This is a genomic window from Vibrio sp. ED004 (genome assembly GCF_023206395.1).
In the GTDB taxonomy this organism is placed as follows: domain Bacteria; phylum Pseudomonadota; class Gammaproteobacteria; order Enterobacterales; family Vibrionaceae; genus Vibrio.
In genome coordinates, this window is record NZ_CP066149.1 from 3539803 (window position 1) to 3557743 (window position 17941).

A 17941-nucleotide genomic window follows, 5' to 3' on the forward strand; every position below is an offset into this window, starting at 1 on the left:
AAGTAAAAGTCAGCGAGTTAGGAGATTTCATGAACAAGGTCGTAATCGTTACAGGCGGAAGCCGAGGCATTGGTGCCGCCACATCGAAGCTATTAGCAAAACGAGGCTATGCAGTGTGTGTCAACTTCATACACAACGAATCAAGAGCTGATGAACTGGTGAATGAGATACGTGAGCAGGGCGGAACGGCTATCTGTGTGCGTGCCGATGTGTCGGTAGAGTCGGATGTAAAATCCCTGTTCGAGATTGCTCGTCATAAGCTTGGGCCAATTACCCACTTGGTCAATAACGCTGGGATCTTGTTTACCCAATCTGCACTAGAAGACATCGAAATTGACCGCTTTGAAAAGGTCATGAAATCGAATGTCTCGAGCTGCTTCTTATGCAGTAAAGCCTTTATCAAACAAGCTGATGGTGCGGGCTCGATTGTGAATGTCTCTTCCGCAGCTTCACGAACTGGGTGCGCCGTTTGAGTATGTAGATTACGCTGCGTCTAAGGGCGCGATGGATTCACTGACCAAAGGATTATCGCTAGAATTAGCTGCACGCAATATTCGCGTTAACGGTGTTAGACCAGGCTGTATCTACACGGAGATGCACGCCGATGGCGGAGAGCCAGATAGAGTTGATAGATTAGCGTCGCAATTGCCACTACAACGAGGGGGCACACCAGAAGAAGTGGCTAACTCGATTGCTTGGTTATTGTCAGACGAAGCTTCATATGTGACTGGTTCGTTTATTGATATTGCTGGCGGGCGATAGGACAAGTTAGTTTTCACACTAAAGACAAACCCGTTAAAATCATAAACACGCAACAAAAGTACCTAACTAAAAGAACGAAACTAAGAGTACAAACATGAAAACTATTTTGAAAGCCCATTTGTGGGCAAATCACTCAAAGAACAAGTGACTAACCCAAACATCATTGTGGGCGAACACAGCTATTACTCAGGTTATTACCACAACCACAGCTTTGATGATTGTGCGCGTTACCTTTTGCCTGATAGAACGGACATCGATAAGTTAATCATCGGCAGTTATTGCTCGATTGGCTCTGGTGCCGTGTTCATGATGGCGGGTAACCAAGGACATCAAAACCAGTGGGTGAGTACCTTCCGTTTTTCTATCAAGACGATGAGAAGTTTGAAGGTGCAATCGACGGCTTTGAGCGCTCTGGTGATACCGTTATTGGTAACGACGTGTGGATTGGCACAGAAGCGATGATCATGAGTGGTGTTAAGGTCGGTGACGGAGCCATTATCGCGAGTCGAGCGGTTGTGACCAAAGATGTGGCACCATATTCGATTGTCGGTTCGAACCCAGCACGCCACATCCGATACCGCTTTAGCGAAGCTGAAATTACACAGCTATTAGAAATGAAGTGGTGGGAATGGAGCGAAGAGCAAATCAAAGGTGCTATGACCTTGATGTGCTCTTCAGATATAGAAGGCTTGTACCAGTACTGGAAGACTTTCGCCTAATACTTTCTGCTCGGTACATTGAATCGTGATTTAGCTAGATACCGGCTCCGACTTGGAAGTAGAGTGCGGTATCTTCTTCGCTGAACGCGAGATCAATACCTGAAATCAGACCATAGCGCCTTGCGATGAGATAACGGAAACCAACGCCGTATGCAGAGTGTGAGTTTTGGTCGAACATGTCGTTATCACTGTCTCCCGCATAACCAATGCCAGTAAATACGCCCGTTGACCAACGTGGTGTCCATTGTTTTGTCACCTGTACTTCGGCAGCAAAGGTATGCTCACCTTGATAGCGATTTCGGGCGATACCTCTAAGGTCAATGTCTGGGTAATATTGCGGAGAAAGTACACGCTCGTTAGTCGACAAGGATTTGTATTGTCCGCGCAACGCGAGATTCCACTCTTTGTTTAATTCCCAATAGTTGAGCCCTTCAAGATTAAACGTTTGATAGGTGTAATCACTACCAATAGCGTCACCAAACCAAAGGTATTCAGCAACGTAGTTGTAGCCTTGAGTTGGATTAAGGAAGCTGTTTTTGCTGTCGTATTCAGCGATCAAACCCAAGCCGGAAGAGGTCGGTGACGAGTTACCAATATTACTTAGAATCTCTTGTGCTTTAGGATGATTGTTCACGGAAAGAGTTGGTGCAATGAACTGTTGAGAGAAACCCAATAACCAATGTGTATCTGGGACTCTGAACTGGATCTTTTGGATTCCACCCATACCTTTCAAACCTAATTCAATCCCTTCGTTTCGGGTCGAGAGGCGCCAGAGCGTCGGAAGAACTCTGACGATAGAAGGTCATGTTAATATCGCCATAACCTAAGCCACCCAGGTAACGAATAGAGTCTTCTTTCCAACTACGTTTATGGCCAACAAACGCCATTCAAGTGCCGTTTTCTGTTGCAAAGCCACCCACAGCAGTAATCGCAGGCGTCACTAGTTGAGCACCACCATCAATTGATTTTTCGGCCAGCTCTTTACGTGTGTTTTTTGCTCTTCAGATTCATGAAGAAAGATACCTGTGAAGCCGCCACCGTATCCCACTGCAGGCTCTGTTATCAGTATTGGAACGGGCAAAAATCCATAGGCATTTTCAGCGAGGTATTCGCCCATATCTAAGTGGCCATCGATTTGATCGATAAAGCTAACAGCGTGTGTGGTAGTAGAAACAAGCATAAGGGCGCTTGCCGCTAAAGGTTTGAGAGTCATAACATTCCATATTATTCACTATCCATTAAATTCAGTGTAATCAATGAAATAGATAGCGCAATAAAACGAACGCGATTAAGTAAGATCTCTGCTCAAAAGGTGAATGGGACAGCGTTTACTATTGAATGGACTCTATATAAGTCAAAATGTCGAGTGCATCTTGCCTTGTGATAACGCCTTGCCATGCAGGCATTCCTTCTTCTATATCGCCCTTTAAAATGTCATCAACCAACGAGTTTTTAGTCGTGAATAGCTGTCCAAGTTTATTCGGAATGTTGGCAGGCTTGTGTGGTAAAGAGGCCGCAGTCGGTCCGTCACCTAATCCCTTATCACCATGACATACTATACAAAGCGTCTGATACTTGGCTTTGCCATTCGCAAAGTGGCTTGCATCCTCAAGTGACGCTGAGTTTGCGCTGAATGTCATCATCGAAGCGATTAAACCCAAGGCAGCTAACAAGTGTAAATGGTTCATATTTTTCATTGTTCTATTCTCTTATTGTTATCCAACAGCTAAAGAATAAGTAGGTACTCGTAGAAGAAACGTGAATGGATAAAGTGCGTTTAAGCTGAAGATTAAAAGTGGGGTTATCTTAAGAAAATGTCATCAATGTGATTAGAGTAAATGATTGATTATAAACAGTTTGCATAGTACAGCATCTCGCATTAGCGTAATGGATGAATGGGAGGGTTATTATGATTAGTTGCAATGATTACGATTATATTGAGATTGTGTGTATGCACCGGTACCCAATCAAACTCACAATGAAATCTGGTGAGCAGTTGACGTGTGCCGCCTTAGATACAAAACGCAACGATGCAAAAGAAGAGTGCATTAAGGTCAGTGTGGAAGGTCGAGAAGAACTTGTCGTGTTAACTGAAATTTCAGAACTCGAAGTTTGTGTTGATAATCCTCACTTTCAACATATCTCCTTTAAAAAGTCATAGGTGCCTATATGAACCACACAACCGAGCAATGCTACTGCACTGAATGCCGTGAAGAGACACAACACGTCGTTATATTGGTACGCAAGGAAAGTGCGTTTGCAGATGAACCGAACCAAAAACGACGTGAGTTTCTGGGCGGGTGTCGTAAAAAGGCTGGTTTCTTGGTCCATTTATCGCGTCAATGGATGAGTTTTCACGCCACCTTGTGTGTGAAAAGTGTGGTCATAAAGAGATACAAGATTAGAATTGCTTCAAGGCGATGACAGCGGTATTGGTTAAGGAATTAAACAAATGAAAGTAGAAACGATTGAAGCCGTAAAGGCGTACGGTTTTTCTGTAAGAACCACTAACACTGATGAAGTGGACTCGGCAAAGGCAAAGATAGGCCAATTATGGCAAGGGTTTTTCGATCAAGCTTTTCCCAAGCTGACACCTGATTCAAAGGTATATGGCGTCTACGCCAACTACGAGTCAGACTTTACGGGTGAGTTTGATGTTATCGCGTGTACCAATGCGCTTACCGATAACAATTTAGATAACCTAGTCGAAGCCAATATCGAAGCAGGTAAGTACCTAACATTCTCAGCTGAAGGTGAACTACCACAAGCGGTTATCGATTTATGGGGAGAAGTGTGGGCTTATTTCAACGCTCCAGATTGTCCACATACGCGAACTTACACAACTGATTTCGAGTTTTACAAAGGTGAAACGGCAGTCGAGATTTCGATAGCGATTGAGTGATTGGTTTAAAATGAAGAAAAGGCTTAACTTAGGCTATGCTGTCTAACTAATAGATGGGTTAAGGGGTTAAGCCTTTGAATACCAGTTAATTATAAAGAAGAGACAGTGTCACGTAACTACCTTGATTACCACATGCTTCCTCTAGCCTTGAATTACCCTTATCCACCAAAAATACAATCTTGCTTAATTTCATTCCACAAGGGGTATTGCTTCATTACTTGGGTGTAGAGCTTGCTATCTAGGTGGGCTCTTAACCAACGTCCCACGTTTTGATATTCAGATTGCACAAACCATTTCTTTTCGACTCTTACAAACTGGCTGACAAACGGCATTACCGCGAAGTCGGCGAGGCTAGGTGTATCGCCAAACAGGTACTCGTGGTGAGCGAGTTTACTTTCCAGTTTCTGAGATAAATCCTTCGCATGCTTTTCTGCGTTGTTCAGTGTCAACGTTTCGGTAACGAACAGACGCACGATACTTTTCTAAATGACCAATAAATTCATTGTCGTTACGAGCAATCAATTCAAGAATCTCTTGGTTTAGTTCAGGCTCACTTGAACGCATCAGATCTTGAGGATCGTTTTGTTCCAATGCCCAAATCATCACTTCTATGCTTTGTTCTATAATCGTACCTTGTGGCAAAACCAGTATCGGTACAGTGCCTTTTGGCGAGCTGGCCAAGAGTTCGCTAGGCTTGTCTTTGGTAACGATTTCTCGAAGTAGCACTTTTGCTGTGATAGTGCGATGCCCATTCTTCCGCGCATTGCATAAGGGCAGCGGCGCAAAGAGTAGAGGATAGGTAGGTCGGTTTCGTTCGGCATTATTGAGGTCATTTAGTTTGAAAAGTGTTGTACGGTGGTAAAGAGATCGTGATGTGGGTAGAATACGCGGCTTAAAAATTATAAGTAAGTGAGCGACTTCAAAATGAGCAGAAAAATTGAGTTATTAGCCCCAGGTGGCGATGTAGAAGCGATAAAAGCAGCCATCGTAGCTGGTGCCAATGCGGTCTATTGTGGTTTAGACACCTTCAATGCTCGTAACAGAGCTTCTAACCTATCGTTAGATGAATTGAACGGTGTAATTCGCCTTGCTCATGAATACGGCTGTGAAGTGTTCCTGACTCTTAACGTTGTACTGCTTGAGCACGAAACGAAGAGCATCACTAAGCTACTAAACCAACTAGTGAACACCAAAGTCGATGGCATCATCGTCCAAGACTTGGGTTTGTTCAACCTGGTGAAGAAGCACTTCCCATCACTGGACGTTCACGCATCAACTCAGTTAACAACCCACAACGAAGGCCAGATTAAGTTCTTGTCTAAGATTGGCGCAACTCGCGTTAACTTGTCACGTGAGCTAAACCTTCCAGAAATTAAGATGCTAACAGAAGTGGCGCACGACCACGATGTACTGACAGAAGTCTTCGTACATGGCGCGTTGTGTATCGCATTCTCTGGTCAATGTTACTCAAGCTCTGTAAGTGTTGGTAACTCGGGTAACCGTGGCCGTTGTAGCCAAGCGTGTCGTGATGAATACGAAATCACCAACGCGGGCAACAAGTTCCCACTCAACTTAAAAGATAACTCAGCTTACTACGACCTACCTGAACTGGTTGACGCGAAAGTTGACTCATTGAAGGTAGAAGGGCGTATTAAAGGCGCACACTATGTTTACACTGTGGTAGACACGTGGCGTAAACAGATTGATAGCTTTGTAGAGAGTGGTTTGTTGATCGAAGACGATTCGAACCTGCACAAGGTATTCAACCGTGATTTCACCAACTCTTTCCTAAAGGGCAACCTGACGAAAGACATGTTCATTGATAACCCACGCGACAACAGTATGAACTACGCTGTTGAAAGCGACGGAGCAGAACAACGAAATCTCGGTAGTACAGATTCAAGAAGTGACGAACGAACTTCACCAAGCGAAAGACGTTCTTGGCAACGAGATGCGTGGAAAAGATTGAGTTCCTTGATATTCGTAAAACGCCAGTTGCTCTGTCTTTCAGCGCGAAAGAAGGTCAGCCATTTACGGTAACTGTGAACACATCAAAAGAGAACTTCACCCTTCAATCTAAATCACTACTTGTGGCGGTTGAAGAGAAGGCGATCACTCAAGAGTTGCTTGAGAAGCGTTTCAAGAACGTCAAGAGTGCGGTTCACACACTAGAAAGCCACGACTTCAGCGAAGTTGACGCTGGCCTTGTGATTCCATTGAAAGAAGTGTCTGACCTTAAAGACGAGATCGACTTCATTCTGAACGGCTCTGTGGAAGTGATTAAGCATGTTGAAGTGCCAGCACTGCCACAACACCCTAAAGTAAATGAAAAGCCAACCATGTCGATGCTGATTGCTGATGTGGAAGACTTGCACCTGTGTGACGTCACTGATGCTGATGTTTACTTCAAACTGCCTGAAAGCTTCAAGAAGAGTTGTAACAAGTACATCGACATCTTGGCCGCAAACCCACGTTTGATTCCTTGGTTCCCAGCAGTATTGATTGGTAAAGATTACGACGAAGCGGTTCGTATCCTTGAGGAGATCAAACCTGCGCGCATCGTGACTAACAACACGGGTATTGCGTACAAGGCTTACGAAATGGGTATCGAGTGGGTTGCTGGTCCATTCATGAACACGACCAACTCTCACGCATTAGTGACACTTAAAGAAGAGCTTAACTGTGCAGGTGCATTCATTTCGAACGAGATCAACAAAGGTCAGATTCGTCATATTCGCCGCCCAGAGAACTTCAAACTGTTCTACAGCATCTACCACCCAATTTTGATGATGACTAGCCGTCAGTGTTTCTTCCAAAGAAACGGTAGGTTGTAACAAGCCAAGCATTGAAGCGGGTTGTATGTTGAAGTGTGAGAAAGCTGACCACGATTACTAACGTGAAAGGCATCTCTTTCGCGGTTGACAAACAGAAGGGTGGCTACCCAAGCATTTACAACCACGAGCAGTTCCTGAACCATGATGCTGTAACGGATTTCTCAGGCTTGTTCGACGAGTTCTTCATTGACCCTAACCAACATTGGTGCGGGTTCGAAAGAAGTACAAGACAAAGTAGAGCTTATCAAGCACTTCGAAGCGCTACTGAACGGCGTTGAAGGTTCACAACAGAACCTAGAGCAGATGGTCGAGATTCGCACTAACGCGCAGTACGTTCAAGGTTTATAGGGTTCAAGGCCTATAGCTTTTAAGACAAAGAGCGTTCATGGTCTATAAGCCTTAACCGCTTATAAGCACTCTAAACCAATAAGCCACTCAATCGAGTGGCTTTTTAGTGTCTGAAACTTTGTGAGTCGTTTCTAGTCTGTGAATACGTTATTCAGTCACAGCTTCTTGTTTAAAGCATGGGCTTTTCAACGTGTTCATCTTTTCGATTTCGTTTGTTAAGCGCAGTGAGAGCAGTGCTTTTTGGTTTGAAGCAAAATCAAACATCACGATGGTTGCTGTGCCAACCGTTGTCAGCTTCTGTTGAGCTTTACTGACGATCGCGTATTCCATAGTAAAACGATCGTCTTGAATGTCGGTGACTCGTGAACCCACCATCAAAGTATCAGGGTAGGTAACAGGTCGGAAATATTTACAATAAGTGTCACCAAGAACAGGGCCAACTTTGGTGATAGCCATCTCTTCCATCAATTCGACATGCTTAAAAAGTCTAAGCGAGCCGTTTCGAAATAACGAAAATACACCGCGTTGTTAACGTGATTAAGTGCGTCCATTTCTCCCCAAGCGACAGGGATTTCTGTTACTACCGGGTAGTCAGATAATAGTGCTTCCATGCGAACTCTCTTATTGTTATTTACTTATCCTTCATCGGAATAAGTTGTTATTGGAATAAAACCCTACCGCCAAATTAACAAAACTGCAACACGTGTGATTCAAGTTTTTGAAGCTCGAAATCACACAATGTCAGTCACTTAGTTACACATGTACGCAATGGTTAGGTATTAAGGTGTTTGAATTGCAGCTCAACTAAGCGTTGGTACAATTCACAGCTATTGATGAGCGACTGGTGGTCGCCGATGTCTACCAGCTGTCCTTTATCGAGTACCGCAATTTGGTCGGCGTGTTTAATTGTTGATAAACGGTGGGCGATAATGATCGTCGTTCTGCCGTGCATTAATTCTTCCAATGCCTGCTGAACATGATGCTCACTTTCACTGTCTAGCGCACTGGTTGCTTCATCCAATAACAGAATATTTGGGTCTTTCAAGATGGCACGAGCAATCGCAATACGCTGACGTTGGCCGCCAGATAACCTCACACCACGTTCACCAAGAAAGCTATGATAACCGTCTGGTAGATTTTGAATGAACTCGTGTGCGTGCGCTTTCTTAGCCGCTTCGATAACTTGTTCGTCGGTCGCATCTGGATTGCCATAGCGAATGTTATGGAACACATCGTTACTGAACAGAGCGGGTTGCTGAGGAACCAACGCCATCTGCTTTCTTAGTTCATTCGGATCAAACTGATTCAGTTCAACACCGCCTAGTGTCACTTTACCCACTTGTGGGTCATAGAAACGTTGCAGAAGTTCGAATAGGGTGGTTTTACCTGCGCCAGACGGGCCAACCAATGCCAATACTTTACCTGCATGGGCCGTTAGCGTGAGTTTGCTTGTTGCGGGCTGGTCCGGTCTTGATGGGTAACAGAAGGCCACATCATTAAACGCAACTTCTGGTGTTACGTTATCCAGTGATGTTGGGTTTTCTACAGGCGCAACAATGTGGCTTTCAACTTGTAGAATCTCGATCAAACGTTCTGTCGCACCTGCCGCGCGTTGCAGTTCGCCCATTACTTCTGAAATCGTACCTAATGACGAAGCGACCATGATCGCATAGAAAACAAATGCAGCCAGATCACCCGCCGACATAGTGCCGTTGATAACGTCACTGCCGCCAACCCAAAGCATGCCTGCAATCGCACTAAACACGATAACAATCACACCAGAGATAAGAATCGCACGCTGTTTAACGCGTTGGCGACCAATCTCGTAAGCCTTTTCTACTTCTACGGCGAATGACGCTTTCTCTTGCGCTTCTCGGCTGTAGCTTTGCACGGTTTTAATGTGCTCAATCGCTTCACCTGCATAAGAGCCGACATCAGACATCGAATCTTGGCTTTGGCGAGAGAGGGCTCTTACACGACGCCCGTAGACAAGAATAGGAATCAAGATAAACGGCACCGAGGCCAAAACAATCAGCGTCAGCTTAATATTGGTCGCAAACAGCATGATGATTGCACCAATACACATCAATGCGCTGCGCATTGCCATAGAGAACGATGAACCAATGATGCTTTGAAGCAGAGTAGTATCCGTGGTGATGCGCGACATGATGTCACCACTGCCATTGGTCTCGAAGTAACTTGGATGCAGCGTCACGACATGATTGAAAACCGACAGTCGAATATCCGCACTTACGCGCTCCCCGACAGAAGAGACTAAATAGAAGCGAAAGAAGGTGCCAATCGAGATCAACACGACCACCACCATAATGAATTGAATCGCGCTGCCTAAGTCTGATAACGATTGTTGGCTGAAGCCTTGGTCGATAAGAAGACGAATTCCGTGTCCGACCGAAAGGGTTAAGCTCGCAGTGAAGATCAACGCGATCAACGCAGCAATAACACGACCTTTATAAGGCTGAATGAATTTACTCAGCTCAAACAAAATACTGAGGCTTTTTTTCTCAGGTTTGGGTTCTGGCGTTTGTTGGGTCGTTCGCTGAGTTGAGTCGAGCGTAGAAGAGACATCGTTTTGCATATGACTGCCTTAATGTGTTGTCGCTTTGAAAATAGATGACTTGTTACTTATTGGTTATGGCTTATTGCCTGTACTGCGCGTTGTTCGCTGGGAAGTAGTTGTTGTTGAGAATAGGACCCATTAAAGCATTTATTGCGCTGTGACGCTCCCTAGGAAACTCAATTTCCAATATTTCATCACTCCTAAGTGAATAATTCGAAACGACCTTAAAGGAAAGTTAAGCATTCTGAACCAATCAGTTCGATAGCAAACTAAGCTAATTAACCCTGATTTTTATGCAAGTAAATTGGCGTTAATAGGAGAGTGCACTCATAAGTTTGCAATCGAGCGATGATTTGTAAATTGATAGCAAAACGTTTGCTTTTTTGTCTCGATATTAACCTTATCAATGACTTGAAAGATTTGGTTGTAAGACCAGTTATAGCGACTGTTTTTGTGCAATATTTGTTACAAAAAATTCAACAAAGTAGTTTTTATACATTTTTCTTGCATAAAACCTCGGATTGAATAGAATAACCAACACATGACAATTAATGCAGTATTGTGGCATGAGTATTCAAGTAAAGAGCATCAACAAATCATACGGTGATACCCAAGTTCTTCACGATATCAGTTTCGACTGTGAGAGTGGTGAAACTTTGGTATTGCTTGGCCCAAGCGGCGCGGGCAAGAGTTCATTACTGCGTGTATTGAACCTGCTAGAAATCGCGGACAACGGCGAATTAGACATTGCGAACGAGCAATTCGATTTTTCAAGCCAAATCCAAGAAAAGCAGGGGCTTAAACTTCGTCGTAAAGTCGGCATGGTGTTCCAGCAATACAACTTATGGCCACACATGACGGTAATGGAAAACTTGATTGAAGCACCAACCAAAGTTGCAGGCTTGGATAAGCAAGAAGCGATCAAGCAAGCTCAAGAAGTACTAAAGACACTTCAACTTGCCGACAAAGCAGACGCTTGGCCACTTCAATTGTCTGGCGGTCAACAACAGCGTGTTGCGATTGCACGTGCGTTGATGATGAAACCGGATGTGTTGTTGTTTGATGAACCAACAGCGGCGCTTGATCCTGAGATCACCAACCAAGTCGTGAGCATCATTAAAGAATTGAGCGGAACGGGCATTACCCAAGTGGTCGTGACGCACGAAGTCGATTTCGCGAAGAAGATTGCTAGCCACGTTCTGTACCTAGAGAAAGGGTACATCGTTGAACACGGCACCAGCGATTCATTTATTAATCCGCAGACTCCAGAGTTTGCTGAATATTTGACTCATTAAGTAAGTCATTTATTAAAAGAAAGTTGACTCACTAGATTTAGTTAAACACAACATCAATTAAAACAATCAAATTATAAGAATGGCCGCAGGCCACTATTACAAGTATTCGGAGTAACAAAATGAAAAAGATTCTACTAGCTTCACTTATCGGTCTTGCTTCTTTTAACGCAGCAGCTCAAGAAGAAATCAAATTCGCAATGGAAGCAACTTACGCACCATTTGAATACATGGATGAGAACAACCAAATCAAGGTTTTGACGTAGACCTAGCAAACGCACTTTGTGAAGAGATGAAAGCGACATGTACTTTCCACAACCAAGCGTTCGATAGCCTGATCCCAGCTCTTAAATTCAAACGTTACGATGCAGCTATCTCAGCAATGGATATCACTGAAGCGCGTCTTCAACAAGTTAACTTCTCTGATGCTTACTACGACAACTCTGCAGCATTCATCTCTTTTGAAGGCAAAGTAGCAGACCAAGCAGCACTAGAAGGTAAGCGTGTTGGTGTTCAAAACGGTTCTACTCACCAGAGCTTCTTACTTGAGCAAATGACTGGCGTAACAGCGGTACCTTACTCAAGCTACCAAGATGCATTCATCGACATGAAAAACGGTCGTATCGATTCTGTATTCGGTGACACAGCCGTTGTAGCTGAATGGTTCAAGAAAGAAGACAACCTAACGTACGTCGGTGACCAAGTAACAAACCAAGAGTACTTCGGTAACGGCTTTGGCATCGCAGTAAACAAGAGCAACCAAGAACTTGTAGACCAGCTTAACGTTGCACTTGCAGCAGTGAAAGCGAACGGCGAATACGACAAGATCTTCAACAAGTACTTCGGTAAGTAATTTATGGAATTAACGGGTTACTCTTTAGGGCTCGTCGAAGCAAGCTGGATGACTGTTCAGCTTGCGTTCGTAAGCCTATTGGTTGGATTGGTTCTAGCAGTTTTGTTTGCAAGTGGTGAGATGTCTCGTCGTATTGCAATCAAATGGCCAACGACTGCATTTGTGACGATTGTTCGTGGTTTACCAGAAATTCTGGTCGTACTGTTTATCTACTTTGGTTCGACACAAGTTCTGTTCATGATCACTGGCGACTTCATAGAAGTGAGCCCGTTCTTATCTGGTGTTGTTGCACTGTCACTTATCTTTGCTTCTTACGCTTCGCAAACCTTGCGTGGTGCATTAAAAGCAGTAAGCAAGGGCAGAGAGAAGCAGCAGGCGCGCTTGGTATTTCTCAGTCGCGTGCATTCTTTCGTATCGTGTTACCTCAAGCGGTAAGACACGCACTACCAGGGTTAACCAACCAATGGTTAGTGTTACTAAAAGACACCGCGCTAGTTTCGCTGATTGGCGTAACGGATTTGCTGAAACAAGCACAACTAACATCAGCAGCAACGCACGAAGCATTTACTTGGTACGCGACAGCAGCTGCAATTTACTTGGTCATCACTTTAATCACACAAAGATTGGTAAAAGTGATTGATGGTAAGTTCTCTATTCAAGGTTTGGGTAACAAAGGGGCAATGGCATGAATCAACAATACCTCTCTCAAATGCTTGAAGGCTTAGTGACCAGTCTTCAACTCACAGGCGCTTCATTGCTTGTCGGTTGTATCTTGTCACTGTTGATGACCGTAACGCTGATCCTAAGATTACCAGTAATACATTGGTTCACTCGTGGACTTATTACGCTGTTCACGGGCACGCCGTTATTGGTACAGATCTTCTTGGTGTATTACGGTCCGGGTCAATTCGATTGATTCGTGAAAGCTTCCTTTGGACTTGGTTAAGCCAACCTTGGTTCTGTGCAATGTTAGCACTCGCACTGAACACCGCAGCATACAGCACGCTACTGTTCAGAGGCGCATTCAACGCCATTCCAGCAGGGCAGTGGGAAGCGTGTCGTGCACTCGGCATGGACAAAATCGGAACGTTGAAAGTGTTGTTGCCATACGCACTGCGCCGCGCCGTTCCTGCTTACTCGAACGAAGTGATTCTCGTCTTTAAAGGCACGTCACTGGCAAGCACCATCACCATCATGGATTTGATGGGCTACGCTCAGCGAATCAACGGCCAAACCTACGACACGCTCACCGTGTTCGGTATTGCTGGCGCATTCTACTTAGCAGTGAACGGTGTATTAACGCTGATCTTCCGCCAAGTAGAGAAGAAAGCCCTCGCATTCGAAGCGGTATAAGCTAGCTACTCACAAGCTTAACTAACGTGTAAAGCCTGCCATTTATGTTTGCATAGATGGCAGGCTTTGTGTTTGGGGTATGCGCATAGGTACTGTTTTTATATCCAGTTGGACGGGGTTTTTACGGAATTCATACTATATGGAAATATTCTGCATTTTGTCATTCAATGAGCCTATCTATGTTTTAAGTCACTGAAATACTGTGATTAATTGTGGTAGAGTTCCGATTATATGAAACTAGATAGAATAATTCTGTATTTAAATGCAGAATTTTTCTGTCTAAGAACTGTTAGCTAAATAATTAAAATTTGGAGAAAAAGTGGAACCAGAAGTTAAACCTTCATTTAGTATGAAGTATGTCATTTTAACGTTGATTACGACAGTGCTTGTTAGTGTTGTTGGTATCGTAATCAACAAAGCATTTGAAAGTAAGGTTAGTAAAGAGTTAATAATTACATCAAAGTCAGAGCTGAATATTATAGAAGCTGTTAAAAGCCCTGGTTTGCAAATAAGCTCACGATATACGCTAAAAGACGAGAATCAAACAGAGATTCGCTCCCTACTAAGTAAAACTTTTGTTGTTGAAAATGTTAGTAATGAGGGAGTGGATAACTTAGAAATATCAATAGCTATAGATACCGAAAAAGCTAAGCTTATTGAACAACCTGAAATTACAACAGACCCCAATTATATTATCGATGGTGTGCGTGTCGTTAAAGAGGAGTCAAGTAACGAAACAAATCATCATTGGAGAGTATCATTGCTGAATCCTGGGGAATCTATACAGTTTAGTTACTCAGCATACTCAGAATTGGAAGATGTCGATGTGAGTTGGAACTTTGTTCCTCGTAAAAAGATTGGTCAGTAAAAACGAGAGTCAGAGAGCGTGATCCTATCACACAAGCATTTGGAAGTGCTTCGTTTGCACTATTTACGATGATGTTCTTTTTAACAATGACGCTTGTGGTCTCTATACCAGCTTACTATTTGCAATGGTCTAGACGCGAAGACTTCAGATTGCAATATGGTAGTTTTATGCGTTTTTGGCGCGAACCATAGACCGTGGAAGTTATTTAGCTAACAAAGCATTTAAGAGTGATTCCCAACGCTTGGCATTTTTCATTCCATCGTTGGGTGTCGTGTTTACGGTGGTATAGTTAAGTTTCGTGGTAGCGTTGCTCACACCTTAATGCGGCTACATGGATTCCCCCGGTTGTCAAACATCCGCTAAACTTATGTTGATGGGTTTTGGACTGCCGCTCTACATTCGGCCTACTTATCGACGATTCGCATACGTCGTGGCCTGATGACTTGCGCGACTGCGGTGCCTTATTCGTTAGATGACATCTAGTGTGTCCGCCGCATTAACAGGCTCTCCGCAAGTGGTCTTAACCTATCTCCATCATTAGCGTCTGCAATGACCCAGTGGGTTTAACTCTTTATGCTGCTTAAGTGTCTACTTAAGCAGCATAGTTTTCATATTCTGTTTGATTGTGTAAAAGCGACCATATAATTCGTGCGTTCTTCGCGGCAAGTGCCACTATCGCTCGATTCATTCCTCTGCGCTCTAGAACGCCTCGACACCACTGACTTAACTTATCTTGCTTGTCGCCAAGGTTGGCAATCAAGGTCCTTGCTCCGTGAACTAATAGTGTTCGTAAGTATTTGTCGCCGTGTTTGGTTATCCGACCTAAGCGAGGTTTCCCTCCTGTGGAATATTGCTTTGGTACTAGTCCTAGCCAAGCAGAGAAATCACGGCTTTTATCAAATTGAGAACCATTGCCTATCGAAGCAAGTATCGCAGTAGCAGTTTGCGGCCCGATACCTCGAACCTTCATCACCCGTTGAACATTAGCGCTGACCTTAGCAAAAGAATCGAAGACTTGTTCAGTATCGGCGATACGTTGATTGAGTTCGTCAAGGTGATGATAAGCATCGGCTATCACCGTTCTTGCGAGGTGTGGCAGTTCATTTTCTGCATCTTCGAGCATTAAGGGAACCTGTTTCATCAATGAAGAGCGACCAACAGGAATGATTAATCCGAATTCAGAAAGCAGGGCACGCATGCGATTCATAAGCGCGGTGCGTTCACGAACCCAATGTTCTCTCATTCTATGTACCGATAGGATGGCTTGTTGCTCGGGGGATTTTACGGGCACAAAGCGAGTTGATGGGCGCTGAACAGCTTCGCATATGGCAACAGCATCATTAAGGTCGTTCTTTCCCTTAGTTCGATAAGGAACTACGTATTTAACGGCCATAATACGTGCGTCGTGACCCAGTTTATTGAGTGTTCTTGCCCAATAATGTGCACCACCACACGCTTCAACGCCTATACGCATGACTGGCATATTTGCTATTGTAGTCAGCAGTTTAGAGCGAGTTACTGACTTATGAAGTATGACTTACCGTTTTGGTCTACGGCATGAAGACTAAAGTGGTTTTTGGCTAGGTCGATACCGCAGAAATAAGAATAATTAGACATGGTGCCTCCGGTGCAATTAAGTACCACATAAGTGTGGTAGATCCTCGGTAGGGGAATCCATGTCATTCGTTATGTTAATAATGAGGAAAGTATGAAACCAAAATCTGATAGTTTGTTCCACTTTACAAGATCTTTAGACGTTCTAAAGTCCATTCTAAAGAATGGCATATTCCCTCGTTATTGTATGGAAGATATAGAGTGGATGGGTGGTAATAACGACTATGTAGCTTACCCAATGTCGTGTTTTTGTGACATTCCACTGTCGAGGATTTCTGAGCACACAAGCTTTTACGGTCGATTTGGTTTAGGTTTGAGTAAAGAGTGGGGAAGAAAGAATAACCTAAACCCTGTAATCTATAGCTCTGAAGATGGTTTGACTCAAAAATCACTTAAGTTTTTATGCAGCATGATTTTGATGATGAATGCAGTGATGAGGCTCATAATCACCTCTATAAGCTTTTAGCTCTGCATAAACCAGTGGAAGGTAAAATGGTTTTGGGTAATGAAGTTGTCACTAAAGAGTTTCATATAGAGAACGAGTGGCGATATATTCCAGACTGGGAGATAAAGTTTCTTTTTACTCAAAATTCAACGGAAGAATTGCAAGAAGAAAATAAAAAGTTAGAAAACGAAAGTTGGAAATAGCGCCATCCGATATAAAATATATTTTTGTACCTGAAGATGGTGATATCCCTAAGCTAGTGGACTTTATAAACAATGAACTGGGTAGCTTTTCATTAAATGACTTAAAAATACTTCAAACCCGAATAGTATCATTGGCAACGCTAAACGGGGATATTTAACATAACAAACGACTATGGCGTCAATGATTAGTTTTTTGGCTGTATTTTCATCCCACATGGCGTCACCTCTCAACATAGAATTAAGGGTCACAACCATCTTTCGTACACACGCGATTATTGCGACTTTCTTAGGCTTCCTGGCAGCTAAAAGTAGAACATAAGTTGCCTTGAATACGGGGTTGCATAGCCGACATCATTGCCATATATAACACTGTGCGTACTTACGCTCGACCGCCTTGGTTTAAGGTCTGGTCGTAACGTCACTTACACCTATACATAGTTTTGCTTTCTAAGAGGGATTGAACATGAATCAAGGGATTTTCAAGAATCTGAAGCTGGCATTAGGTGTTGGTTTGGGTGTCGCCATTCATCAGTACTTTTTATCACGGATAGTGCGTTTGATTTCTATCGACCAATTGTGGCGTTTGCTTTTACGTTTGTCGTTAGCAGTATTGGTACACTTCTGAAAGATAGAATCATGCGTAACAAGGAGACTAAAGGGGCATCATGACTAAAATCTATTTGGTGTGTGGCTTTATCGGCTCGGGTAAGACGACTTACTCTAAATCGCTTGCAGAAAAGCATGGGGCTTTTCGTTTCTCGATCGATGAGTGGATGATTCCTTTGTATGGCGAACATATGGAGCGTGAAGTTTTTGATCGCCGGTTGGCTACGCTACAAGGGTTATTCAAGGAGTCTGCAATGCAGCTTTTTCCTTGGGTGTTCCTGTGATTTTTGACTTTGGTTTTTGGCGTAAGTCTGACCGAGATTCTTTTACAAGCTGGGCATCAAAACTAGGTGTGGACAGCGAAGTTCACTACCTTGATGTTCCGTTTGAGACTTGCAAGCAGAGGGCATTTAGCCGGAACTCGGAATTGAATGGTAAGTCTTATGAAATGACACCGGAAATGTTAGATCTGTTTTGGTCTTGGTTTGAGGTTCCAACTTCAAATGAAGATGTTGTTTGGGTTCAGCTGGAAGCTCAATAAAATATGCGACTAGGCGTGAAGGT

The 17941-nt window shown here is 43.7% G+C and carries 7 protein-coding genes and 14 pseudogenes; 14 read left to right on the top strand and 7 right to left on the bottom strand.

Annotated features, from left to right (window positions below):
* The first annotated feature begins 29 nt into the window (after window positions 1-29).
* Together ITG10_RS16105 and catB are read left to right on the top strand one after the other, a co-directional pair.
* Window positions 30-762: pseudogene (locus tag ITG10_RS16105) on the top strand (SDR family oxidoreductase).
* Between the two features lie 120 nt (window positions 763-882).
* Window positions 883-1481 (top strand): annotated as a pseudogene (catB, locus tag ITG10_RS16110) (type B chloramphenicol O-acetyltransferase).
* A 34-nt stretch (window positions 1482-1515) separates the two neighbouring features.
* On the opposite strand, the pseudogene ITG10_RS16115 reads toward catB, so the two are convergent.
* Window positions 1516-2694 (bottom strand): annotated as a pseudogene (locus ITG10_RS16115) (BamA/TamA family outer membrane protein).
* A gap of 118 nt (window positions 2695-2812) precedes the next feature.
* Window positions 2813-3178, bottom strand: a complete 366-nt coding sequence (locus tag ITG10_RS16120; RefSeq protein WP_017631890.1) for a cytochrome c — start codon at window positions 3176-3178, stop codon at window positions 2813-2815.
* 212 nt (window positions 3179-3390) lie between these two features.
* Here ITG10_RS16120 and ITG10_RS16125 point away from each other — a divergent pair, with 212 nt between their 5' ends.
* The 3 genes and pseudogenes from ITG10_RS16125 to ITG10_RS16135 all read left to right on the top strand — a co-directional run bounded on the left by ITG10_RS16125 (window position 3391) and on the right by ITG10_RS16135 (window position 4383).
* The gene (locus ITG10_RS16125; RefSeq protein WP_017631889.1) at window positions 3391-3642 is read left to right on the top strand and encodes a Rho-binding antiterminator; all 252 of its coding nucleotides are present in this window, start codon (window positions 3391-3393) and stop codon (window positions 3640-3642) included.
* 8 nt (window positions 3643-3650) lie between these two features.
* Window positions 3651-3886: pseudogene (locus tag ITG10_RS16130) on the top strand (hypothetical protein).
* Window positions 3887-3933: 47 nt separating this feature from the next.
* Window positions 3934-4383 (top strand): GyrI-like domain-containing protein, encoded by a 450-nt coding sequence (locus tag ITG10_RS16135; RefSeq protein WP_017631887.1) that lies wholly within the window; start codon window positions 3934-3936, stop codon window positions 4381-4383.
* A 158-nt stretch (window positions 4384-4541) separates the two neighbouring features.
* Here ITG10_RS16135 and ITG10_RS16140 read toward each other — a convergent pair.
* Window positions 4542-5135: pseudogene (locus ITG10_RS16140) on the bottom strand (glutathione S-transferase).
* A 172-nt stretch (window positions 5136-5307) separates the two neighbouring features.
* Between ITG10_RS16140 and ITG10_RS16145 the strand changes: the two are divergent.
* Window positions 5308-7565, top strand: a pseudogene (locus ITG10_RS16145) (peptidase U32 family protein).
* Between the two features lie 147 nt (window positions 7566-7712).
* Here ITG10_RS16145 and ITG10_RS16150 read toward each other — a convergent pair.
* Window positions 7713-8176 (bottom strand): annotated as a pseudogene (locus tag ITG10_RS16150) (acyl-CoA thioesterase).
* 161 nt (window positions 8177-8337) lie between these two features.
* A complete protein-coding gene (locus ITG10_RS16155) occupies window positions 8338-10161 on the bottom strand; it encodes an ABC transporter ATP-binding protein/permease (RefSeq protein WP_017631884.1) in 1824 nt (607 codons plus the stop codon).
* 548 nt (window positions 10162-10709) lie between these two features.
* Between ITG10_RS16155 and artP the strand changes: the two genes are divergently transcribed.
* From artP to ITG10_RS16180, 5 genes and pseudogenes are all read left to right on the top strand, one after another.
* Window positions 10710-11438 (top strand): arginine ABC transporter ATP-binding protein ArtP, encoded by a 729-nt coding sequence (artP, locus tag ITG10_RS16160; protein ID WP_128644398.1) that lies wholly within the window; start codon window positions 10710-10712, stop codon window positions 11436-11438.
* Between the two features lie 119 nt (window positions 11439-11557).
* A pseudogene (locus ITG10_RS16165) lies at window positions 11558-12288 on the top strand (lysine/arginine/ornithine ABC transporter substrate-binding protein).
* Between the two features lie 3 nt (window positions 12289-12291).
* Window positions 12292-12977, top strand: a pseudogene (gene artQ, locus ITG10_RS16170) (arginine ABC transporter permease ArtQ).
* A pseudogene (gene artM / locus ITG10_RS16175) lies at window positions 12974-13641 on the top strand (arginine ABC transporter permease ArtM). The pseudogenes artQ and artM overlap by 4 nt, the downstream one beginning before the upstream one ends.
* A gap of 319 nt (window positions 13642-13960) precedes the next feature.
* Window positions 13961-14509: a hypothetical protein gene (locus tag ITG10_RS16180; RefSeq protein ID WP_248386528.1), complete on the top strand. Its 549-nt coding sequence runs from the start codon at window positions 13961-13963 to the stop codon at window positions 14507-14509.
* A gap of 592 nt (window positions 14510-15101) precedes the next feature.
* On the opposite strand, the pseudogene ITG10_RS16185 reads toward ITG10_RS16180, so the two are convergent.
* A pseudogene (locus tag ITG10_RS16185) lies at window positions 15102-16126 on the bottom strand (IS110 family transposase).
* Between the two features lie 399 nt (window positions 16127-16525).
* On the opposite strand from ITG10_RS16185, the gene ITG10_RS16190 reads away from it, so the two are divergent.
* Window positions 16526-16771 carry a hypothetical protein gene (locus tag ITG10_RS16190; protein ID WP_248386530.1) on the top strand — a complete coding sequence of 82 codons (246 nt, stop codon included), beginning with the start codon at window positions 16526-16528 and terminating at the stop codon, window positions 16769-16771.
* 207 nt (window positions 16772-16978) lie between these two features.
* Here the strand turns inward: ITG10_RS16190 and ITG10_RS16195 are convergent.
* A pseudogene (locus ITG10_RS16195) lies at window positions 16979-17168 on the bottom strand (IS110 family transposase); the annotation flags it as partial.
* 66 nt (window positions 17169-17234) lie between these two features.
* On the opposite strand from ITG10_RS16195, the pseudogene ITG10_RS16200 reads away from it, so the two are divergent.
* Both ITG10_RS16200 and ITG10_RS16205 read left to right on the top strand, forming a co-directional pair.
* Window positions 17235-17440: pseudogene (locus ITG10_RS16200) on the top strand (hypothetical protein).
* Window positions 17437-17918 (top strand): annotated as a pseudogene (locus tag ITG10_RS16205) (ATP-binding protein). Before ITG10_RS16200 ends, ITG10_RS16205 begins: the two co-directional pseudogenes overlap by 4 nt.
* Window positions 17919-17941 lie beyond the last annotated feature (23 nt).